At 68.5% G+C, this 21,561-nt stretch carries 21 protein-coding genes; 13 read left to right on the top strand and 8 right to left on the bottom strand.

What is annotated here, in order from left to right; genetic code table 11:
* Positions 1-32: 32 nt before the first annotated feature.
* Positions 33-1,556 (bottom strand): SulP family inorganic anion transporter, encoded by a 1,524-nt coding sequence (locus ASF21_RS12195; RefSeq protein ID WP_055771502.1) that lies wholly within the window; start codon positions 1,554-1,556, stop codon positions 33-35.
* 207 nt (positions 1,557-1,763) lie between these two features.
* Here ASF21_RS12195 and ASF21_RS12190 point away from each other — a divergent pair, with 207 nt between their 5' ends.
* The 5 genes from ASF21_RS12190 (at position 1,764) to ASF21_RS12170 (ending at position 4,867) form a co-directional block, all read left to right on the top strand.
* Positions 1,764-2,126: a MerR family transcriptional regulator gene (locus ASF21_RS12190; RefSeq protein WP_055771499.1), complete on the top strand. Its 363-nt coding sequence runs from the start codon at positions 1,764-1,766 to the stop codon at positions 2,124-2,126.
* 78 nt (positions 2,127-2,204) lie between these two features.
* Entirely contained in the window at positions 2,205-3,002 is a 798-nt protein-coding gene (locus tag ASF21_RS12185) for an SDR family oxidoreductase (RefSeq protein WP_082471524.1), read from the top strand.
* 106 nt (positions 3,003-3,108) lie between these two features.
* Positions 3,109-4,002, top strand: coding sequence for a diacylglycerol/lipid kinase family protein (locus tag ASF21_RS12180; protein WP_055771496.1), 894 nt, complete (start codon positions 3,109-3,111; stop codon positions 4,000-4,002).
* 104 nt (positions 4,003-4,106) lie between these two features.
* A complete protein-coding gene (locus ASF21_RS12175; protein WP_055771493.1) occupies positions 4,107-4,556 on the top strand; it encodes a hypothetical protein in 450 nt (149 codons plus the stop codon).
* Entirely contained in the window at positions 4,553-4,867 is a 315-nt protein-coding gene (locus tag ASF21_RS12170) for a winged helix-turn-helix domain-containing protein (protein ID WP_055771490.1), read from the top strand. Before ASF21_RS12175 ends, ASF21_RS12170 begins: the two co-directional genes overlap by 4 nt.
* Positions 4,868-4,877: 10 nt before the next feature.
* Here ASF21_RS12170 and ASF21_RS12165 read toward each other — a convergent pair whose 3' ends face one another.
* Both ASF21_RS12165 and ASF21_RS17165 read right to left on the bottom strand, forming a co-directional pair.
* The gene (locus ASF21_RS12165; protein WP_200914827.1) at positions 4,878-5,792 is read right to left on the bottom strand and encodes a cytochrome P450; all 915 of its coding nucleotides are present in this window, start codon (positions 5,790-5,792) and stop codon (positions 4,878-4,880) included.
* 27 nt (positions 5,793-5,819) lie between these two features.
* Positions 5,820-6,206 (bottom strand): hypothetical protein, encoded by a 387-nt coding sequence (locus ASF21_RS17165; protein WP_200914826.1) that lies wholly within the window; start codon positions 6,204-6,206, stop codon positions 5,820-5,822.
* A 431-nt stretch (positions 6,207-6,637) separates the two neighbouring features.
* Here ASF21_RS17165 and ileS point away from each other — a divergent pair, with 431 nt between their 5' ends.
* The 5 genes from ileS to ASF21_RS12140 all read left to right on the top strand — a co-directional run bounded on the left by ileS (position 6,638) and on the right by ASF21_RS12140 (position 13,299).
* Positions 6,638-9,934 (top strand): isoleucine--tRNA ligase, encoded by a 3,297-nt coding sequence (gene ileS / locus ASF21_RS12160; RefSeq protein ID WP_157365894.1) that lies wholly within the window; start codon positions 6,638-6,640, stop codon positions 9,932-9,934.
* Complete coding sequence (locus ASF21_RS12155; protein WP_055771487.1) at positions 9,927-11,327, top strand: bifunctional folylpolyglutamate synthase/dihydrofolate synthase; 1,401 nt, start codon at positions 9,927-9,929, stop codon at positions 11,325-11,327. Before ileS ends, ASF21_RS12155 begins: the two co-directional genes overlap by 8 nt.
* A 6-nt stretch (positions 11,328-11,333) precedes the next feature.
* Positions 11,334-11,786: a DUF4233 domain-containing protein gene (locus ASF21_RS12150; protein WP_055771484.1), complete on the top strand. Its 453-nt coding sequence runs from the start codon at positions 11,334-11,336 to the stop codon at positions 11,784-11,786.
* A gap of 62 nt (positions 11,787-11,848) precedes the next feature.
* Positions 11,849-12,265: a nucleoside-diphosphate kinase gene (gene ndk, locus ASF21_RS12145; RefSeq protein WP_055771482.1), complete on the top strand. Its 417-nt coding sequence runs from the start codon at positions 11,849-11,851 to the stop codon at positions 12,263-12,265.
* Positions 12,266-12,333: 68 nt separating this feature from the next.
* Positions 12,334-13,299 carry an aldo/keto reductase gene (locus tag ASF21_RS12140; protein WP_055771480.1) on the top strand — a complete coding sequence of 322 codons (966 nt, stop codon included), beginning with the start codon at positions 12,334-12,336 and terminating at the stop codon, positions 13,297-13,299.
* A 138-nt stretch (positions 13,300-13,437) separates the two neighbouring features.
* Here the strand turns inward: ASF21_RS12140 and ASF21_RS12135 are convergent, their stop codons facing one another.
* Both ASF21_RS12135 and ASF21_RS12130 read right to left on the bottom strand, forming a co-directional pair.
* Positions 13,438-14,292, bottom strand: coding sequence for a glycosyltransferase family 8 protein (locus ASF21_RS12135; protein ID WP_055771477.1), 855 nt, complete (start codon positions 14,290-14,292; stop codon positions 13,438-13,440).
* A gap of 33 nt (positions 14,293-14,325) precedes the next feature.
* Complete coding sequence (locus ASF21_RS12130; protein ID WP_055771474.1) at positions 14,326-15,708, bottom strand: D-arabinono-1,4-lactone oxidase; 1,383 nt, start codon at positions 15,706-15,708, stop codon at positions 14,326-14,328.
* 169 nt (positions 15,709-15,877) lie between these two features.
* On the opposite strand from ASF21_RS12130, the gene ASF21_RS12125 reads away from it, so the two are divergent.
* Entirely contained in the window at positions 15,878-16,792 is a 915-nt protein-coding gene (locus tag ASF21_RS12125; protein ID WP_055771471.1) for a 2-hydroxyacid dehydrogenase, read from the top strand.
* 4 nt (positions 16,793-16,796) lie between these two features.
* On the opposite strand, the gene ASF21_RS12120 is transcribed toward ASF21_RS12125, so the two are convergent.
* The 3 genes from ASF21_RS12120 to ASF21_RS12110 all read right to left on the bottom strand — a co-directional run bounded on the left by ASF21_RS12120 (position 16,797) and on the right by ASF21_RS12110 (position 19,698).
* On the bottom strand, positions 16,797-17,822 hold the full coding sequence (locus ASF21_RS12120) for a glycosyltransferase (protein WP_055771469.1): 1,026 nt from the start codon (positions 17,820-17,822) through the stop codon (positions 16,797-16,799).
* Positions 17,819-18,628 carry a glycosyltransferase gene (locus tag ASF21_RS12115; protein WP_055771466.1) on the bottom strand — a complete coding sequence of 270 codons (810 nt, stop codon included), beginning with the start codon at positions 18,626-18,628 and terminating at the stop codon, positions 17,819-17,821. Before ASF21_RS12115 ends, ASF21_RS12120 begins: the two co-directional genes overlap by 4 nt.
* Positions 18,629-18,981: 353 nt before the next feature.
* Positions 18,982-19,698 (bottom strand): PAS and ANTAR domain-containing protein, encoded by a 717-nt coding sequence (locus ASF21_RS12110; protein ID WP_235498956.1) that lies wholly within the window; start codon positions 19,696-19,698, stop codon positions 18,982-18,984.
* 626 nt (positions 19,699-20,324) lie between these two features.
* Here ASF21_RS12110 and ASF21_RS12105 point away from each other — a divergent pair.
* Both ASF21_RS12105 and ASF21_RS12100 read left to right on the top strand, forming a co-directional pair.
* Positions 20,325-20,906, top strand: coding sequence for a GAF domain-containing protein (locus ASF21_RS12105; protein ID WP_157365893.1), 582 nt, complete (start codon positions 20,325-20,327; stop codon positions 20,904-20,906).
* An 86-nt stretch (positions 20,907-20,992) separates the two neighbouring features.
* Positions 20,993-21,409, top strand: a complete 417-nt coding sequence (locus ASF21_RS12100) for an STAS/SEC14 domain-containing protein (RefSeq protein ID WP_055771460.1) — start codon at positions 20,993-20,995, stop codon at positions 21,407-21,409.
* Positions 21,410-21,561: the final 152 nt, after the last annotated feature.

Raw genomic sequence — 21,561 nt, 5'->3', positions numbered from 1 at the left:
CCCTACCCGTCGCGGGTCACGTGCCGGGTTGATCAGTGTCCGGCGCCGAGCTTCCCGCCGAGGCGTTCGCGCATCATGGCGGAGGCGTCGTTGAGTCCGACGATCTTCACCTCGGTGCCGTGGCTGCGGTACTTCTCCTGGATGGCGTCGAGGGCGCCGATGGTGGAGGCGTCCCAGAGGTGGGAGCCGTGCAGGTCGATGGTGACCCGGTGCGGGTCGGTGGCGTATTCGAACTGGGTGTAGAGGTCGTTGGAGGATGCGAAGAACAGTTCGCCGTTCACGGTGTAGGTGGCGTGGCGCTGCCCGTTCCCGGTGTCTTCGGTGCGCTCGACGGTGACGAAGTGGGCGACCCTCCGGGCGAACGCCACCATCGCGACGAGGACGCCGACGCCGACGCCGATGGCGAGGTTGTGCGTCCACACGGTGACGATGACGGTGGCGAGCATGACGGTGGTCTCGCTCTTGGGCATGCGCTTGAGGGTGGTCGGCCGGATGCTGTGCCAGTCGAAGGTGGCGATGGAGACGAAGATCATCACCGCGACGAGGGCCGCCATGGGGATGAGGGCGACGATGTCGCCGAGCGCGACGACGAGGATCAGCAGGAAGGTGCCGGCGAGGAAGGTGGAGATGCGGGTCCGGGCGCCGGAGGCCTTCACGTTGATCATGGTCTGGCCTATCATCGCGCAGCCGCCCATGCCGCCGAAGAACCCGGTGATGATGTTCGCCGCGCCCTGCCCCCAGGATTCGCGGGTCTTGTTCGACCGGGTGTCGGTGATGTCGTCGACGAGTTTCGCCGTCATCAGGGATTCGAGGAGTCCGACGGCTGCCAGCGCGAGGGCGAACGGGGCGATGATCTGCAGCGTCTCGAGGTTCAGCGGGACGTTCGGGAAGAACAGGGACGGAAGGCTCTCGGGAAGTTCGCCCTTGTCCCCGACCGTGGGGACCAGGGCATCGGCGAGGACCGCGAAGACGGTCAGGACGACGATCGCCACGAGCGGCGCCGGGACGACGGAGGTCAGTCGGGGGAGACCGAAGACGATCAGCAGGCCGACCGCGACCATGGGGTAGACGAGGAAGGGGACACCGAGGAGTTCGGGCACCTGGGACATGAAGATCAGGATGGCCAGGGCGTTCACGAACCCGACCATGACCGAGCGGGGGATGAAGCGCATGAGCTTCGCGACACCGGCGAGACCGAGGAGGACCTGGAAGGCGCCGCCGAGGATGACGGCCGCGATGAAGTAGTCCACGCCGTGGCTGGCCACCAGAGGGGCGATGACGAGGGCGACGGCGCCGGTCGCGGCCGAGATCATGGCCGGGCGGCCACCGAGGAAGGCGATCGACACCGCCATGGTGAAGGAGGCGAACAGTCCGAGGCGCGGGTCCACGCCCGCGATGATCGAGAACGCGATGGCTTCCGGGATCAGTGCGAGGGCGACGACGAGACCCGCGAGGACCTCGGTCTTCAGGAGGCGGGGAGTCTTCAGGGTGCGGACGACGGATTGCCGTTCGGCGGGCGTGAGCCCGGGCGGCGCGGTGTGTGCAGCTGCGTGCATGGCAGGGGTTCCTTGGAGTGCCGGTGGCCGTCGCGGTCTGATGCGGTGTCGCGGTTTCATGGCGTACGGGGGCGACGGGCAGGGGAATCTGTACCGCGCTGTACAGGGGTGACGTACTCAACCCTAACGTAAGGGTAGAGTCTTCGTGAAAGGGTGGTGACCGTGCCCGGAACGAAGGACGCACACGGTTCTCCCGCAGGGAGGACGATGCACATCGGTGAGCTGGCCGAGCGGACCGGCCTTTCGCTGCGCACGATCAGGCACTACGACGATGTCGGCATCCTGCCGGCCACCGGCCGCACCGAGGGTGGCTTCCGCGTCTACACGGAGACCGACGCGAGCCGGCTGGTGCTGATCCGGCGCATGAAGCCACTCGGGTTCACCCTCGACGAGATGCAGGAACTGCTCGCGGTCACCGACGCCCTGGACGTGGAGGAGGACCCCGATGAGCGGACACGGCTGCACGTGGCCCTGGACGTCTTCCGATCCTCCGCCGAGGAGAGGCGCGAGAAGCTCGCCCTGACGCTCGAGCGCGCCGACGAGTTCATCGAACGACTCCGGCAGTACTAGCACCGGCGGAGTCCCGGTGCGGTGGGCGACCCTCCACATCCGGCGGCGGAGCCGGGACGGGATGATTACAGTGGGCCCATGACTGAGACCTCTTCCCCGCAGCTCGGCGCTCCCGCCGATCCCGCCCCGTCCGCACTGCGCGCCGTCGTCACCGGAGCCAGTTCCGGTATCGGTGCCGCCACGGTCCGTGCGCTCCGCCGTGACGGGTGGGATGTCGTCGCCGCGGCCCGCCGCATCGACCGTCTTCAGGCGCTCGCGGACGAGACGGGAGCCGTCCCGCTCGCCCTCGACGTCGCCGATCAGGTGTCCGTCGAGGCGTTCGCCGCGGAGGTGACGGCTGCGGGACCGGTCCATGCCCTGATCAACAACGCAGGCGGCGCGTTCGGTGCTGACCGCGTTCTGGACACCACCACGGCGGACTGGCAGCGGATGTACGACGTCAACGTGCTCGGCTCCCTGCGCATGACGCGGGCACTGCTCCCGGCGCTGCGTGACGGCGGCCAGGGAAGTGTCCTGTTCCTCACGTCCACCGCCGCGATCGCCGCCTACGAGGGCGGCGCCGGCTACTGCGGGGTCAAGGCGGCACAGCAGTCCATGGCACGAGCGCTCCGCCTCGAAGAGGCAGAGAACAATATCCGCGTCATCGAGGTGTCGCCCGGCATGGTGCACACCGAGGAGTTCTCTCTGAACCGCCTCGGCGGCGACCAGGGCGCTGCCGACAAGGTCTACGCGGGCGTGGCGAACCCGCTGACGGCCGACGACGTCGCCGCAGCCGTCGCCTTCACCCTGAATACCCCGCACCACGTGAACATCGATCAGCTCGTCCTCCGGCCGCTGGCGCAGGCGGCGAACCACAAGGTGCTGCGGTCGAGCTGACCTGCCGGTGCCGTCCCTGACCGATCTGCTCCGGCGGGTCCGCGCGATGCTCGGTCCGGGCCGTCCCGGCCCGGCGCCTGATACCCGACGACCGGGATCACCGGCGGTGCTCCTCCTCGTGAATCCCACCGCCGGCCGCGGGCGTGCCGGGCGCCTCGGACCATCGGTCGCGGACGCCCTGCGGCAGCAGGGCTTCTCGCCGGTCGTCGTGATGACCGGAAGTCTCGCCGAGGCCACGCAGTGCGCCCGACGTGCTGCGGAGGGAACGATCGTGGCCGCCCTCGGCGGCGACGGCTTCCTCGGAGCCGTGGCGGCGGGCGCGAGGGTCTCCGGTGCCGTGGTGCTGCCGCTGGCCGGTGGACGCGGCAACGACACCGTCAGGAGGCTCGGACTTCCCCTCGATCCCGTGCGCGCCGTGCGGGCGATACGCGAGCTGAGTGTCCGGTCGATCGATGTGGGCCTCGTCAACGGACGCCCCTTCCTCGGGGTGGCCCACGCGGGCTTCGACGCACTGGCCAACGAGTACGGCAACGCGGCCCGGTTCCCCCTCGGACCGTTCGTCTACCTGTACGGCGGAATCAGGGCCCTCCGAGCATGGCGCGATGTGACGTTGACGGTGGGCGTCGACGGCCAGGAGCGCTCCTTCACAGGGTGGTTCGCCGCCGTCGGCGGGCTCGGCCAGTACGGCGGGGGACTCCGGATCTGTCCGAACGCCGAGATCGACGACGGACTCCTCAATGTGGTTTCCCTCGGGAAGTCCTCGATCGCGCACGTCGTCGTCGTCTACCTGCTCTCCTACCGGGGGCGCCACCTGGGGCGGCCCGGCGTCAGCTCCCGACGCGGCCGCGTCATCTCGATCAGCGCGGACCGGGAGCTGAACGTCTATGCCGACGGTGAACTCGTGGGTCCGTTGCCCATGACGGTGAGCGTCGATCCTTCAGCGTTGCGAGTGCTGCTTCCGACGGGCCGGCCTGGTGACGCGGTGTCGCCCAGCCGATGACGGTGAATCCGCGCCCCTGAAGCATTCCACCATGCGAAAGTACTTGCCAAACTGGAAACTAGTTGCGAGAGTGGATCATCATCACTTCTCAGCAGGGGGACACCATGAACGAGACCGACATGCCGACCGCACCGGACGCCGACCAGGCCCGGAGGCTCCTCGCCCAGGCGGACCAGATCGGCGGGAGCGTCCGGACCGGCGCGGGCTGGCCGCAGATCAGCCTGCTGCTCGGGCTCGGCGCCATCTCCTCGCTCGGCGTCATCGCCCTGGCCTACGCGGCACAGATCCCCGGTGCCTCGATCGTCCTGCCGATGGGTGCGATGCTCGTCTGGCTCGCCATCTTCGTCACCATGGCTCTGGTCTTCGCGCAGACGGCCAAGCGCGGGTTCGGGGCGCGCTGGGGCCTGTACATCGGAGGATGGAGCGTCCTGTGGGTCGCGGGCATCATCCTCGCCGGCTCCGTGTTCGTGGGCGATCTCGGCTTCGCCGCCGCCCACGCCGCAGCACTGACGCTCCTGACGGCCGGGTGCGCCCTCTACGAGGCACGACGATGAGCACGCAGGACACGCCGGCCCATCCGCGGCATCTCCTCGCGGAAACGCTCGGTCATCCCGTGCGGTTCTCGCTCATGGCCGCGCTGGCGCAGACGGAGGAGTTCGACTTCGCGACCCTGCGTGACCACCTCCAGGTCTCCGACTCCGTGCTCAGCAAGCAGGTGACTGCGCTGGAGACCGCGGGCTACGTGAAGGTGCGCAAGGGGTTCATCGGCAAGCGCCCGCGGACGTGGCTCAAGGCCACGAAGGAGGGCCATGCGGTCTGGCGGAGTCACCTGGCCGCCCTGCGGGAGATCGCCGCAGACCTCTAGGCGTCCTGCCTCAGGAGCGTGGCGACACGCTCAGCGCCACGGAGTAGTTGTCCAGGGTTCCGGGCAGTGGATGCGACGGATCGAGGTGCTGCCCCCGCCCCACGCGCAGGTCGTGATCGCCGACGACGAAAGCCAGCGCCGCGCTCGTCAGCAGGAGCACGAGCTGCTTGCCGGGGCACACCACCGGTCCGTCGCTGAAGGGGACGAGCGGCCAGCCGTCGTCCTCGTCGGTCAGCCAGCGCTCCGGCGAGAAACCGTGCGCGTCCCGCAGATGGCGGTCGTCGCGGTGGAAGTACGGCGCGTAGAGCAGGACGCCGCAGTCCGCCGGCATCGTCCCGTCAGCCCACTCCACGGGCCGCGTGCTCTGTCGCAGGATCATCGGTGTCGTCGGCCAGAGCCGCAGCGACTCCAGGATGCTCGCGCGCAGGTAGGGGAGGAACCGGCGCCCGGAGGTGTCCGCGTCCGCCTCGCGGCGGGCGGCAGCCATCGCCTCCGGATGTGTCGCGAACACGGTCAGCGCCCGGAAGGCCGCCATCCCTGCCGGGTCGAAGGCGAAGAGCCACTGGGGTACCTGCTCCGCCGGCTCGGCGCCGTCGCCCTTCGGGGCGGCTGCCATGACCGCGGCGAGGCTGCCGGGTTCGGCGTCGGCCACTTCGTCGGCCACCCGCCGGAGGAACGCCGTCCGCACCTTCCGCCGCTTTGGCCTCAGGAAGGCCCAGGTACCGTCCTTCCGCAACCGGATGATCATCGCGGTCAGGTCCTTGTCGTCCCGCGCGTGGTCGCCGAACACCACCCGACGGACCACCCGGTACCAGGCGTCGAGGAAATCGTCCCAGGGCAGTGAGCCCCCACGTGCAGCCTCGGCCAGCAGCTGCCGCATCTCCTCCTCGACCACGGGCACGAAGCGGTCCGCCAGATGGTGCACGGGGTGGTCAGTGTCCAGGACCTGTTCCTACAGGGCACGGCGGACGGTACGGACCGGCCCTCGGGAGATGAGGACGTTGTGGGGCTGGAAATGGGACAGCGCGGCTTTCTTCTCGCTGCTCGCCGGGGAGAAGGGCTCTGGCGACGCGGCGAGGAGGGCGTTGGCGTCCTCGGGCGCCAGCACGATGGCCTGCTTCCGCAGGGGCACCTTCAGCAGGAGCGGACCGGTGGGGTACTTCGCGTGGATCGTCGTCACGATCCCGACGGCCCTCGTGTCGAGATCGAGGCGCGCCGCCAACCCGACCGCCCAGGGCCGTCGGATGATCGGCCCCTTGGCGACGGTGGGCAGGAACACCCCGAGCAGGAGCCGTCCCGTATCGAGCGCGGAAGCGGTGGGAAGTGCGGGACTCGACATGCGGCGGTGTCCATCCTGTAGCGGCCGGGTGCCCCCCACCCTGCCAAGACCGCCCGCGCGGCACAACGCCCGTTCCGCAGCCCCCCGGCCCTTGCTTCTCCTCGCGCACACCTTTCGACAACGATTTCCGCCCGGGGCTAGACTGGGCGCACAAGCATCGACCCGGCCATCACCGGCGAGCTTCCGGAAGAACGGACGCCTCAGGGCGGACCAGTAGAACCGGACGGGCAGGCCCGTGACAGCCCGTAACGAGCGGCAGCCCAGCCCTCGTGACCGCAGCGAGCGGCACGGCGGCGACGGCGGCAAGTGAGGTGGTACCGCGGGTGCGGTGCTCCCGGCACCGGTCAGGCAACCGGTGGCGGCGGGCCCGGCAACCGTCCTCACGGCAGGACTCCTGCTCCACCCACGCCGCCGTACACAGGATGAGATTCATGCCGCAGATCTACCCCAAAGCCGTGTCACCCGACGAGAACGGGGCGAACCAGCCGCACGGCCCGTCGCCGCGCTTCCCGGACCTCGAGGAGCGCGTCCTCCGCTACTGGGAGCAGGACGGGACCTTCCAGGCCTCCATCGACCAGCGGGACGCCGGCGACGACGGCGCCAACGAGTTCGTGTTCTACGACGGGCCCCCCTTCGCGAACGGACTCCCGCACTACGGGCACCTCCTGACCGGGTACGCCAAGGATCTCGTGGGCCGCTACCAGACCCAGCGTGGGCACCGCGTCGAGCGCCGCTTCGGCTGGGACACCCATGGGTTGCCCGCAGAACTCGAAGCCATGAAGCAGCTCGGGATGACGGACAAGCAGCAGATCGTCGCCATGGGCATCGACAACTTCAACGATGCCGCACGTGCCTCCGTCATGAAGTACGCGGGGGAGTGGCGTGACTACGTGACGCGCCAGGCCCGCTGGGTGGACTTCGACAACGACTACAAGACGCTCAACCCGGAGTACATGGAGTCGGTCCTCTGGGCGTTCAAGACGCTCCACGAGAAGGGTCTGACGTACAACGGCTACCGCGTTCTGCCCTATTGCTGGAACGACGAGACCCCGCTGTCCAACCATGAACTCCGCATGGACGAGGACGTGTACCAGGACCGCCAGGACCAGACCGTCACCGTCACGTTCCCGCTCCTCGTCGGCGATTCGCAGCTGTCGAAGGACCTCGCCGGCGTGCAGGCCCTCGCCTGGACCACCACTCCGTGGACCCTGCCCACCAACGCGGCGCTCGCCGTCGGGCCGGACATCACCTACGCCGTCGTCGAGGCCGTGCGCGACGGCAGGGCCGGACGCTACCTGATCGCCGAGGACCTGCTGGGGAACTACGCCAAGGACCTCGGTTTCGCCGATGCCGCCGCCGCACGCGACGCCGTCACAGCGCGGTACCGGGGCACCGAGCTCGAGGGCCTCACCTATGAGCCGCTGTGGGACTACCTCGCCGACCCGGAGGAGGGCGGCTACCGCAACGCCTTCCGCATCCTCGTGGCGGACTACGTCACGACGACGGACGGAACGGGCCTCGTGCACCAGGCCCCCGCCTACGGCGAGGAGGACCAGAAGATCTGCGAGGAGGCCGGCATCCAGGTCATCCTCTCGGTCGACGAGGGCGCGAAGTTCCTGCCGATGTTCGGGCGCGGTCCGCTGGCCGAGATCGTGGGGCTGCAGGTCTTCGAGGCGAACCGGCACATCACCCGCGTACTGAAGTCCGAGGGCCGGCTCGTCCGGCAGGCCAGCTACGTGCACAGCTACCCGCACTGCTGGCGCTGCCGCAACCCGCTGATCTACCGCGCCGTGTCCTCCTGGTACGTCGAGGTCACCAAGATCCGCGACCGCATGGTGGAGCTCAACCAGGACATCACCTGGATCCCCGGTAACGTCAAGGACGGCCAGTTCGGCACCTGGCTCTCCAATGCGCGCGACTGGTCCATCAGCCGCAACCGCTTCTGGGGAAGCCCCATCCCCGTGTGGCAGTCCGACGATCCCGAGTACCCGAGGACCGACGTCTACGGATCCCTCGCCGAGCTGCAGGCCGACTTCGGCCGGCTGCCGCTGAACAAGCAGGGCGAGGTGGATCTGCATCGTCCGTTCATCGACGACCTGACCCGGCCGAACCCGGACGATCCGACCGGCCGCTCGACCATGCGTCGGGTCGAGGACGTGCTGGACGTCTGGTTCGATTCCGGCTCGATGCCCTACGGCCAGGTTCACTACCCGTTCGAGAACGGGCAGTGGTTCGACACGCACAATCCTGCCGACTTCATCGTCGAGTACATCGGGCAGACACGCGGCTGGTTCTACATGCTGCACATCCTGTCCACGGCGCTGTTCGACCGCCCCGCGTTCCGCAACGTGATCAGCCACGGGATCGTCCTCGGTTCCGACGGCCAGAAGATGTCCAAGAGCCTCCGCAACTACCCGGACGTCTCCGAGGTGTTCGACCGCGACGGCTCCGACGCCATGCGCTGGTTCCTCATGGCCTCGCCGATCCTCCGCGGTGGCAACCTCGTGGTCACCGAGCAGGGCATCCGCGACGGAGTCCGCCAGGTGATCCTGCCCCTCTGGAACGTGTGGCACTTCTTCAGCCTGTACACCAACGCCGCGAACGGAGGACAGGGCTACGAGGCGAAGACCGTGACGGCCGAGGCCGCCGCGCAGCTCCCCGAGCCGATCGACCGCTACATCCTGGCGAACACCGGCAACCTGGTCCGTGACCTCACGACGTCCCTCGACGCCTTCACGATCAGCGACGCCTGCGAATCGCTGCGCCGGTACCTCGACACGCTCACCAACTGGTACGTGCGCCGGAGCCGCCAGCGGTTCTTCGAGGAGGACACCGACGCTTTCGACGTCCTCTACACGTGCCTGGAAGCGGTCTGCCGTGCCGCAGCGCCCCTGCTGCCGCTCGTCACCGAGGAGATCTGGCGTGGACTGACCGGCGGACGGTCGGTGCACCTCACCGACTGGCCGGACACGGCGTCGTTCCCGGCTGCTCCGGACCTCGTGGAGCGGATGGACCGGACACGGCAGGTGTGTTCCGTCGGCTCGAGCCTGCGGAAGGCCGCGAACCTCCGCGTGCGCCTGCCGCTGCGCGAGCTGACCGTCGTCGCTCCCGGTGCAGGCGCACTGTCCGGGCAGTACTCCTCGATCATCGCCGACGAGCTGAACCTCAAGGGCGTCCGCCTGGTGGATTCGGCGGACGCCGAGCCCGCGGAGTTCGGCATCTCGCAGCGGCTCGTCGTCAACGCCCGTGCAGCAGGCCCGCGCCTCGGCAAGAATGTCCAGACCGTCATCAAGGCGTCCAAGTCCGGTGACTGGTCCGTGTCCGACGACGGCGGCGTGACAGCGGGCGGCCTCGCCCTGGAGCCGCACGAGTACACGCTCGACACCGTCGTGGAGGGCAACGGCGCGACGTCCAAGGCCGTGACGGTCCTTCCGGGCGGCGGGTTCCTCGTCCTCGACACCGAGGTGACGGACGAGCTTGCGGCGGAGGGCACGGCGCGCGATGCGATCCGTGCCGTCCAGCAGGCCCGCCGCGACGCGGGTCTCGAGATCAGCGACCGGATCTCCACGACCATCACCGTGGCACCCCATCAGGTCCAGGCGCTCGAGGCGAACGCCGGGCTGATCCGGTCCGAGACCCTCACGACGGAGCTCCGCATCATCGCGGACGACGCCGCGGGAACCGAGTTCGGCATCACCGTAGGAAAGCAGGAGCAGGACCATGAGTGAGACCAGCGACACCCAGGCGGGCGCGGCGGACAACGGACGGGAGGCGGACGGCTTCTCCGTGGAGAGTGTCTACGCCGAGCTCCTGAGCCGCGCACCGGAGCACAGGATGGAACCGCGCATGGCCCCGCTGCACCGCGCCATGGAGATCCTGGGGGAGCCGAACAGGTCTTTCCCGATCATCCACATCACCGGCACCAACGGCAAGACGTCGACGGCGCGCATGATCGAGAGCATCCTGCTGGCGCACGACCTCCGTACCGGACGCTTCACGAGCCCTCACCTGTCACGCGTCACCGAGCGCATCAGCATCGACGGTGAGCCCGTGAGCGACGGCACGTTCGTCCGCGTCTGGGACGAGATCAAGCCCTATCTGGACATCGTGGACGGCGAACTGCTCGTCGCCGGTGAGCCGCGACTGACGTACTTCGAGTGCGTCACCATCCTCGCCTTCGCGATCTTCGCCGACGAACCGATCGACGTCGGCGTGATCGAGGTGGGGCTCGGCGGGATCACCGACGCCACGAACGTGGGGGACGGCCAGGTCGCCGTGATCACGCCGATCTCCCTCGACCACACCGAACTGCTCGGTGACACGGTGGAGGACATCGCGCTGGAGAAGGCCGGCATCATCAAGCCCGGAGCCTTCCTGCTCAGCGCGATCCAGCCGCGGGATGCCGCACAGGTGCTCCTCGAACGGGCCCGCGAGGTCGGAGCGGAATTCCGTTTCGAGGGCGTCGAATTCGGCGTGGAGTCTCGGACGGTCGCGGTCGGCGGCCAGGTGGTGTCCCTGACGGGCCTCGCGGGACGGTACGGAGAACTGCTCGTGCCGCTGCACGGTGAGCACCAGGCCGAGAACGCGGCGGTCGCCGTTGCCGCGGTGGAGGCGTTCCTCGGGGGAGGGGAGCGGGAGCTGGACACCACCCTCGTGCGGAACGGCCTTCGCGCCGTCACCTCCCCGGGGCGCCTCGAAGTGGTCCGGACGGCGCCGAGCATCATCGTCGATGCCGCGCACAATCCGGCCGGTGCGCGCGCCGCCGCCAGGGGCATCAGCGAGGCCTTCGACTTCTCGCGCCTGGTCCTCGTGATCGGGGTGCTGCAGGACAAGGATGCCGCCGGGATACTTGCGGAGCTCCACGAGGAACTGGGCGGGATCCTCGAGGACGTGTGCCTGACGCAGTCCACCTCGCCCCGCTCGGTCCCGGCTGCCGACCTCCTGCAGGCCGCTCTCTCGGCAGGCTTCGCCGAGGAGAACATCACCATCCTCCCGGCCCTCGACGACGCCCTCGAGTGGGCGGTCATGAAGGCCGAGCAGAACAACGACCTGTCCGGCGGCATCCTCGTGACCGGCTCCGTCACGGTGGTCGGCGAAGCCCGCACGCTCCTAGGGAAGTAGGCAGGCATGGCAGGACGCATGACGAAGGCCCAGCGCGAGTGGCGGCCCGGGATGCCAAAGAAGCGGCGCTCGACGAAGGTCATGTTCGCCTCGACCGTGCTCCTGCTCGAGGCGTTCGTGGTCTTCTTCGCCACCCTCACCGTGTTCGGGCTGCGGCGTGACGAGATCTCACCGGCCGTGATCCTGACCTCGGGTGTGATCCTCAGCGTCCTCCTGGTGTTCACCTGTGCAGTCGTCACGAAGAGGTGGGGTATCGCGGTGGGCTGGGTGCTCCAGCTCGTCATCATCGCCGGCGGCTTCCTGGAGCCGGCGATGTTCGTCGTCGGACTCGCGTTCGCGATCACCTGGCTCTACGGGCTGAGGCAGGGCGCGCGCGTGGACCGCGAGAACGTGGAGCGCGACCGGTTGCAGGCCGAGTGGGAGAAGGCCCATCCCGAGGAAGGCCCCGCCGTTGAGTAGAGTCGGGGGTGATACCCCGACATCCGCGCCGCCTCCCGTGGCGCCCCACCCCCAGGAGACCCATGAGTACCGAGCGCACCCTTGTCCTCGTCAAGCCCGACGGCGTGGCACGTGGCCTGACCGGCACCGTCCTCGCCCGGATCGAGGCGAAGGGCTACACCATCGCCGAGCTGAAGCAGGTGCACGCGACGCGTGAGCTGCTCGAGGAGCACTACGCCGAGCACGTGGGCAAGCCCTTCTTCGAGCCGCTCGTCGAGTTCATGCTGAGTGGACCCGTGGTCGCCGCGGTGTTCGAGGGCCAGCGGGTCATCGAGGGATTCCGCTCGCTCGCGGGTACGACGGAGCCGACGACAGCAGCGCCGGGCACCATCCGCGGCGACTTCGGCCGCGACTGGGGCGTCAAGGTCCAGCAGAACCTCGTCCACGGATCCGACTCCGCGGAGTCCGCCGAGCGGGAGATCGGGATCTGGTTCGCCTGATCCCACCCCGTTCGCGCCAGGTGCCCCGGGTCATGTGCCCGGGGCAACTGTGTTGGTAGGTTAGGTACATGATGACCTACCGCAGACTGGGCACCTCCGGGCTCAGCGTTTCCACCGTCGGGCTCGGCTGCAACAACCTGGGCCGAGCGGGCACCGCCTCGGAATCCCAGGAGGGGACGGACGCGGTCGTGCATGCCGCGATCGATGCCGGCATCACCCTCTTCGACGTCGCCGACATGTACGGCAAGGCGCCGGGTGTCAGCGAGATGCAGCTCGGCAAGGCGCTGGGCCCACGGCGCGACGACGTCGTCCTCGCCACCAAGTTCGGCCTCGACATGGGAGGGGTGAACGGCCCCGACTGGAACGCGCGAGGCTCACGGCGGTACATCGTCCGCGCGGCGGAGGCCTCCCTCCGCCGTCTCGGTACCGACTGGATCGATCTCTACCAGTACCACGCGCCCGATGCCCTCACGCCGATCGAGGAGAGCCTCGCGGCGCTCGACGACCTGGTGACCAGTGGCAAGGTCCGGTACGTGGGGCACTCCAACTTCGCCGGCTGGCAGATCGCCGAGGCCGAGTTCACGGCGCGCAGCGGCGGCTACACGCCGTTCATCTCGGCCCAGAACCCGTACAACCTGCTGGACCGCCGACTCGAGCGCGAGGTGGTCCCGGCCGTCGAGGCGTACGGACTCGGGGTGCTGCCCTACTTCCCGCTCGCCAATGGTCTGCTGACCGGCAAGTACCGGCGGAACGAGGTACCTGAGGGCAGCCGGCTCACCCATTCACGCCAGCATGTCCTCGAGACCGCCGACTGGGACCAGCTCGAAGCATATTCGGCCTTCGCGGCCGAGCGCGGCGTGATCGAGGTGCAGGTCGCCTTCTCGTGGCTCGCGGCCCAGCCGGCGGTCGGCTCCGTGATCGCCGGAGCCACCACGCCGCAGCAGGTGCGGCAGAACGCCGAGGCCGCCGACTGGACGCCGACCGATGAGGACCTCGCCGAACTGGATCGCATCTTCCCGGCACCGACGGCCTGAGTGGCGTTACCGCCCGGGGTCCCGGGGACGATTCCGAAGAGGTCGTCTACCATGCCACTCAGCAGTGCAGGCCGGGACCTGCAAGGTCGACCGACAAGCCGACCCATGAGGTACCGCCGTGTCGGGCAGACCGTGCCGTCACCCGGCCGCGGGACCCGACGCCCGATCCATCAGCCGATCAGCCGTCGTCCACCAGAGCCGGTTGACCTCGGCGTACCGGTCGGTGGGGTCGAGGGGCTTCTCCCACGGCTTGTCGATGATGTAGTGGATGTTCTTCACCTCCGCTGCATCCCAGACCGTCGGGTGCTGGTGCGGCAGGGTCTTCAGTGCGTTGTAGATGTAGGGCAGTGGCTGCCAGCGGTCGCGGTAGTACTCGTTGAGGAAGTCCTGTTCGGCGAACGGATAGTCCGAGAGGTCCTCGACGGCCGCGAGCCGGGCCACCATGTCGGCGAGGACGGCCTCGTCGGGCGACAGCACGAGGAAGCCGCCGTTGAGGTAGTTGTCCGTCGCATCCGGTTCGGTGACGTGGTCCCGGCCCCGGCAGTGCGTGTAGAAGCAGGTCTGGGGTGTCCAGCTCGGCGGGTAGCTCGCAATCCGGTTGGGGTTGCACCGGCAGGCGTGGCAGGCGGCGATGGCACCGTCGGCGAGGTCCAGCGAGAACAGCTCGTCCATGGTCCGGGTCACCAGCATGTCGGCGTCGAGGAACACGACGCGCTCGTACTCGGTGAGGCCCCAGACGGCCAGCTTGGTCCATACCTCCGCGAACCGGGCGTTGGCGTAGCTGTCGGCGGACCCGCCGGCCGGTCGCAACGGCGCGACGTCGCGCACGATGCATCCGTCGTCGAGCAGCAGGCGCCGGGCCTGCTCGTCGATCCCCTCGGTCACCATGACCACCAGGGGAGCGTCGCTACCGGAGTCGGCCAGCGAGGCCCGCAGGGTCCGGACCCCGATCAGGTAGTGGGGTTGCGTCAGCAACGTCACCCAGGCATTCATCTGTGCTGCTCCTGTCCTAATAGCGGGGTCGGGTCAGTCGAGCAGGGCGGCGGTGAACGCGTTCGCGAAGCGGTGCTGCGGGTCCAGGGTTTCGCGCACCCGGCGGAAGGCCTCCCACTGCGGGTAGAGCGCCGGCCAGTCGTAGAGGGACTCGTCGAAGTACTTGCCCCAGTGGGGACGGCCACCCTCCTCGGACAGGGCACGCTCCACGGCCCTCAGGAAGCTGTCGCCCTCCTCGGACAGCGAGCCGTCGGCCGAGTAGTAGACCACGAAGCCGAAGTAGCAGGTGTCCTCGCCGTTCGACGGGCTCAACCACGCGTCCGACGCGCCGGTGCAGCGCAGGATCACCGGGTAGTGCATGCGAGGCTGGGTCTCCGCATGCCAGTCCTTGATCTTCCTGATCACCGCTCCCGCCCGGGCGAGGGGGATACCGATCTCCACGTTGATCTGCGGGGTCGCGATCCCGCGGCAGAACACCTGGTAGACATCCCCCGTGACGTCGGTGAAGTCCCTGAAGCGGGTCACGGTGCGCATCGGCTTGCCGTCGTCGGCGACACCCCTCGAGTCGGCGCGCAGCAGGCGCAACGTCGATTCCACGGTGGTGTTCATCGTGGCGTTGGTGCCGGCGTGTTCCAGCAGCTCCCCGCCGCCGGCCCGGTACCTGGAGACCTCGTCGTCGGACGCCTCGTTGGCGGTCCAGACCTGGACCTGGTTCTCCTGGGGGAACCACCACGCCTTGACCAGGAGATTCTCCCGGTTCCAGGTCTCGAGGTCCGCTTCCAGGGTGTCGGCGTCGACCGCCTGCTTGACGCAGGTGTAGACCAGCGATTCCCGTGTGCGCAGCGTCACGGCGGTGATCACGCCCAGGGAGCCGAGGCCGAGCTGCACGGCGCCGAAGTCCGGGTGTTCCTCGTCGAACTCGGCGATCGTGCCATCGGCCAGGACGATCCGGATCGAGAGCGCGTCGCCCGCGATCGAGCTCTGCTGCAGGCCCTGACCATGGGTTCCCGTGGACACCGCGCCGGCCAGGGTCTGCTCGGCGATCACCCCGGGCGAGGCGTTGAGCATCCGGCCCCGCGCGGTGAGGAACGCGTACACCTCGGACAACGGGGTCGAGCCGGCGAAGGTCACGGTGTCCTCGGTGCTGGAGATCAGGCCGCTCAGCCGCCTCAGGTCCAGCAGCGTGCCGGCCCCGTCCGCGACCGACATCATCCGGCCGGGCGACATCCGGCTCCCGATCATCCGGACCGCGCCGTCACTGGTGGACAGGAAGTCGCACAACTCGGCCTCGGTGGCCGGAGTGACGACCGAGCCGGGCAGGCCCAGCCGGGAGTTCCTGGCCCAGTTGCGGAGCCGGATGTCCTCGCCGGCGAGTTCCGGTTCCTGAGCGGGGTAAGCGAGCTGCGTGATTGCCATGGCGCGTCTCCTGTAGAAGTTCGCTTCTGCCTTCGAAGCCACACGGGTGTACTGGGCGCATCCGTCGACCCGGGTGTTCCCCGGTGCCCCCGACGAATTTCTTACTTCTGTAGAAGTCCCTCCCACACCATAGCCCAGCGCAGGTCAAGCGAATGATTACACTGACAAAATGACCGTCGTATGCATCCCCGACCAGAACGCCCGAGATCTCCTGGGGAACCTCCCCGACGGAGTGGAGGTGATTGTCTGGGATGGCGGGAACGACAAGCCCGATCGGCTGGCGGAGACCCTCTTCTGGGTTCCGCAGGTCGAGGACTCGACCGACCTCGTCGAGAAGTTCGCCGCGATGCCGAAGCTCGAGGTCGTCCAGCTGACGAGTGCCGGCGTGGAGGACATCCTCGAGCACGTCCCGGACGGCGTGACGCTGTGCAGTGCGCGAGGTGTGCACGGCTCGGCGGTCGCCGAACTGGTGCTGGCCGTCGTGCTCGCCACCCTGCGTCGGCTGCCCCACTTCGATGAAGCGCAGCGGCAGGGCCGGTGGGATCCGATGGAGGCCGATGACCTGCGCGACAAGCGCGTCCTGATCATCGGCGCCGGTGACCTCGGGGAGCAGACCGCGCACCGGCTGAGGAGCTTCGACGCCCGCCCGGTGTTCGTGGCGCACACGGCCCGCGACGGCGTCCATGCGACGTCGGAGCTGCCGGGCCTGCTGCCCGAGGCCGACGTGGTGGTGCTGACCGTTCCTCTCACGGCGGACACGACGGGTCTCGTCGACGCGGAATTCCTGTCCCACATGCGTGACGGCGCCCTGCTGGTCAACGTGGCACGCGGAAAGGTCGTCGACACGTCCGCGCTGCTTGCGGAGCTGACCGCCGGTCGGCTGCGCGCCGCGCTGGACGTGATGGAGCCCGAGCCCCTGCCGGCTGATCACCCGCTGTGGTCAGCCCCGAACCTGATCATCACCCCGCATGCGGCCGGGTCCGTCAGCCAGTCCGGCCCCCGTGCCTTCGCGCTGGTCAATGCTCAGATGCACCGGTATCTCGCCGGCGAGGAGCTCGTCAACGTCGTGAAGAGCGCAGACTGACGGGTCAGGCGAAGGCCGTGAAGTGCGGGCCGAGGGTGTCGAGCCATGCCACCGGATGCACGGCCACGGTCGCCGCCCCGGGCCGTTCCCGTGCAGCGGCAACCGCTTCCTCCAGCGCAGCCCCGGTCCGGGCGAACGGATAGCGGTCTAGGACCCAACGGCGGTTCGCTGCGCGCACCGGTGTCAAGGTGTTCAGCTCCTGCATCAAAGCCGCCACCCTGTCGCGGAGGAGCAACGGCCGCTGATCCGGGATCCGCCACGCGCCGGGGGCCTCGAACAGTTCGTGGCCACCACCGCCGTCGTAGCCGACGACGAGACAGCCGGCCGCCAGGGCCTCGGCGACGGGCAGACCGAAGCTCTCGGTATGTCCGAGCGCGACGAAGACGGCACTGCTCGCCAGGGTCGCCGCCACCTCCGCCCGCGGAGCCTGGACCAGCTCCACCAGATCGACCCCTGAGAGCCGCGGGTCGCCGGCCAGCAACCGCTTCAGCAGTGAGGCCTCCCGCGGCCGCTTCTTGGGGAACCAGCACACCCGCAGCTGTTCGCTCGCCGAGGGCGCGAACAGCTCGCCGTCCACGGGGTTGGGCACGTGGCTCACCGGCAGACCCGGAAGTGCTGCGGCCAGCACGTCGCGGCTCTCCTCGGACACCACCCAGACAGCCGGCGCCGGTGACCAGCCGGGGAACTCCTTGCCTGGCGTGCCGGCAGCGAAGGTATAGAAGTGGTTCTGGTTGAAAATGACCTTCCGGGCTCCGGGCGCCGGATCGCGGCCCTGGACGGTCGGGGTCTCCGGCAGAACCAGGAGGTCGTCAGCGCCGATCGCAGTGGTGGCGCCGAACAGCATCGGCACGCCGTCGGGGATCCAGTCAGTGCGATCGTCCGGGTCGGGCAGCCACAGCCAGGCCTCGTGGCCGCCCTCGCGCAGGAGCCGGACGTGCTGGGTCATGACATGCACACCGCCACTGTGGTGGGCGGTGGCGAAGCCCGCATAGACGATCCGCCCCGGCGACAGGCCGGGACGAGTGGTCATGCCGGAGGTGTCAGGTACCACGAGGCGCCGCTGCCGACGTTGTGGGCAGGGAAGGAATCCGGGCCGAGCCCGACCTCCGCCCGCCAGTCGTCGCCCCACTTGGCGTCCAGACCGTGGAGGATCTCCGCGCGGTTGTCCTCCGAGGTCTGGCCGGTCCGGTTCATCGTCTGCCGTCGCAGGTGCGAGACATAGGCGCGTTCGGTGACCACGCACCGCAGGCCGGCCGCGCGGACCCGGATCGCCAGGTCGATGTCCGCGCCATAGCCATGCCGGGTGAAAGTCACCTCGTCAAGGCCCCCGAGTTCGACGACGGGGGGTACCGCGAAGGCGATCGCCGTCCCATCGCAGAAATCGACGTCGCGCAGCACGTCCTGCGGGACGTAGTCTGTGGCAGTGGGCGGGATGGTCCGGGCTCGCTGGTGCAGCCAGAAGTCGTCGTAGCAGGCAGCTGCGATCGCGATGTCGTCCGCGGTCGAGAACGTCGCGAGCAAGCCGTCGAGGAACCCTGGCGACAGGCGGATGTCGTTGTTCAGCACGACGCAGACGGCATGTCCATCGCGGCTGGACGTCTGCAGGGCCCAGTTCGTGGCGCCGATCCAGCGCAGGTTGCGCCCGGGGCGGTGGACCGAGATGTTCCCCTGCGGGAGGACGTAGTCGCCGGCGTTGTCGACCACCACGATCCGCACGTCCGGATCGAGATCATTGCCGTCGCGGCACAGGTCACCGACGACGGCGTCGGTCAACTCCGGCGAACCGAAGGCGGGGATGACCACCAGGGTCGACGCGGTGGTGCTCGGAGTGGTCACTGCTCGGTGCGGGCGGCACGGCCCCCGCGGTCGCGGTACAAGGTGGTCACGAAGATCGATTCCCGTCAGCTCAGGTGGACTGGTGCCACGGCTCTGAAGACTACCGCGGATCTGCTGCAGCTCCGTTCACCAGGGGCGGCAACGCCGCGTCCTGTCGCCCACGCTGGAGGAGCGGTGATGTGGCCGGCGTACCTGTCGTCGTCGTCGGGGTACCGTCCCGCCGTTGCCATGCAGTGGCCACCCCGGTGGACCCGCACCGAGTACCGCTGCTTCCTCCTGCTTCGCTCTCCCTCAACTGCGGGAGCGCGCGTACTGCGACGCCGTGCGATGCGCGCGGTGCTGCCCGGGCTCCTTCACGGCGTCGTGAGGAGATTCAGCAGGGCGTCGGCCCGGGCAGCAGGTCGCTTCTCCTGGTTGAGCTGCCGGATACGATCGATGATGCCCTGGGAGACGGCGACGACCTTCCGATTGCTCAGTTGACTGCGCCGGCTGAGCCAGTCGAACGCTTCGGCGGCCGTCATCCCGGCCTGCGCCATCAGGATGCCCTTGGCCTGCTCGATCACGCTGCGCTGCAACGCGGACGCAGCAACGGCCTGATTCGCCAGCTGGTGGGTGTCTTCATGAATGGATCGTGTGAGATCCACGACCAGCGCCCATACCCCGATCGCTTCCCTGCCCTGTGCGGCGTCCGCGAGGATGTAGTCGCCGGAGATCAGCACTTTGCGGATCCTGCCGTTCGCGTCCCGCAGGGACAGGTACGCCGAACGTGGGCCGCCCCTGCTCAACAGGCTCTCCCACAGCGATCTTGCCGCATGCCGGTCCGCAGGTTCGACGTGGGAGATGCCGAGGTCGAGGGTGGGTACGATCTCGCCTCGCTCGTACCCATGAATGCGATACAGCTCATCGGACCAGTGCAGAGCCGGCGATTCGAAGTAGTGCTCGACGATCCCGGTGGGGCAGTCGGCGAAGTACTCGACCGGTTCAGCCGACGGGACCTCGACAGCAGGCTGGACAGCCAGGGCCCCCGAAGCATCCGGGGTTTCCGGGATGGAGGAAGCAGGAGTGGTCACGGGTGCACGATCCTTCGACGCGACAGAGGAACCGGCCAGTCCCCTGACCGATTCGATGAGGTGCCCGACGTCGTTCCTGCTCGTCCGCGTTCAGTTCTCCCCCGCAGTCCATCTGCTTGACCTGTGAAGGAGATCCCACGTTCGTGCACGAGGCTCGTCGGTGTGGCCGGCTGAGCCCCGCACCCTGCAGAGACACAGTGCGGGCCATCGTTCAGGCGTACATCCAGTATGCGCAGCACACTCGCAACATCGACCGGGTAAAGACTCAAGACCAGCCTGCACTTCCTGACCCTTTCGTTCCGACCGGCAGGCCGCCTCCTGATCCCGCAGCTCTCGTCGAGTTCGTCGATCGGCGGCGTGGAAACGGTCGAAGATAGAACGTTCGACGATCAATCCCTGTCGTGGGTGCCGGCGAAGAACAGGTGTGCGGTGATCGGGGAACGAACAACTCCCGCTGACCTTTTGTACGTCGGAGTCCACGCCACTGGGGGCGTGGCTGGAAAGCCTCGGGGGGCGATGCGCGGATGAGTGATGCTGATGTGCAGCAGGGGGTCACGGCTGATCTGGTGCTGCAACACCACCTGGACGTGCGCAGGATCTACGCCGTCTATAGGGAGACGGGTGGCATGAGTACCGAGTCCGAGGTGCTCCGCTACCTGGCGGGATCCGCCACCTTGCCGCAGTTGCAACGGGACCTGATGGCGCACGCGGTCAACGAGCAGCTCGCGGGTCCCTCTGCGGGCGCCGGCACCTCCCGCGCCCCCTACAGCAGTGCGAGTGTGGCGATGGCCGGTGGGTACGGGGTGAGTGAGTTGGACGGTGAACGTCTGGCCGAGCACGGGCGCCCGCCTGATCACCTGATTCCGCTGACGCAGGAAGCAGAGGAGGCCCGTGTCGAGTCCCTGTACACCTCCGGGCTCCTCGACGCACCCGTGTCCGGGAACCTGGAACGGCTGCCGCGCATGACGCGGGACCACTTCGGTGTCTTGGGAGCAGCGATCACCCTGTTCAGGGACAGGATCTTCGTCACCGGTCCACCGTTCATCAGGTTCTACGCCGGGCATCCCGTCCACGGCCGAGGGGGCATGAGGATCGGCGCGCTGTGCATCATCGACGACGCTCCCCGCAGTTTCAGCCCCGCCGACGAGCACAAGCTGCGGACACTCGCGGCCCTGGTCCAACTGGAGATCTGGGGACCGCACACGTGACGCCGGGTCCGCGGCAGTGACCGTGTGGGCAGGCCGGACCGCGGATTCTCTGGACATGGAGGGCTGAGGGCGTAGTGTGCGCTTCGGTGGATCTCGCTGATCCCGGGGGAGGGGGCATCATCATGATCGCTCCGGGCGGACCTGCCGAGGACTCGTTCACCGCGGAACTGCGCGGTGACGTCGTGCGGATCGAGTGGGTCGCCGGATCGACCGTGACCGATCATGAGGCGTTCTCTCTGGTGGCCAGGGTCGATGCCCTGTGCCCTGACGCGTGTCCGCCGATGCTGGTGGTGCTCAACGAGATGGTGTCCCTGAGCAGGGGCGCCTTGAAGACCTTGTCCCACGGTCTGAACATCGCAGCCATGGCCCTGGTAGGTCCGTCACCGGTCGATCGGTTGCTGGTGAGCTATTTCACGGAGGTTCACCAGCCCCCGTATCCGACGCGTCACTTCAGGACCGTCGAGGAGGCCACGATGTGGCTGAAGGATCACCCGCACGCCTGAGCGGCCTGACCACGACGCTGGAGGACGTGACCGGCCCGCGGGGGAGATGTCGTCGGCCCGGCCACCCGATCTGTTGCTCTTGACAACAGACTCAGGGTGAACGGACGATGGCAGATCAGGAAAGCGGTTTCCCACTGGGGGATCCTGCCCTG

It is taken from the genome of Arthrobacter sp. Leaf234 (assembly GCF_001422665.1).
Classification (GTDB): domain Bacteria; phylum Actinomycetota; class Actinomycetes; order Actinomycetales; family Micrococcaceae; genus Arthrobacter_D.
This window is presented reverse-complemented; position numbering and strand designations above follow the sequence as displayed.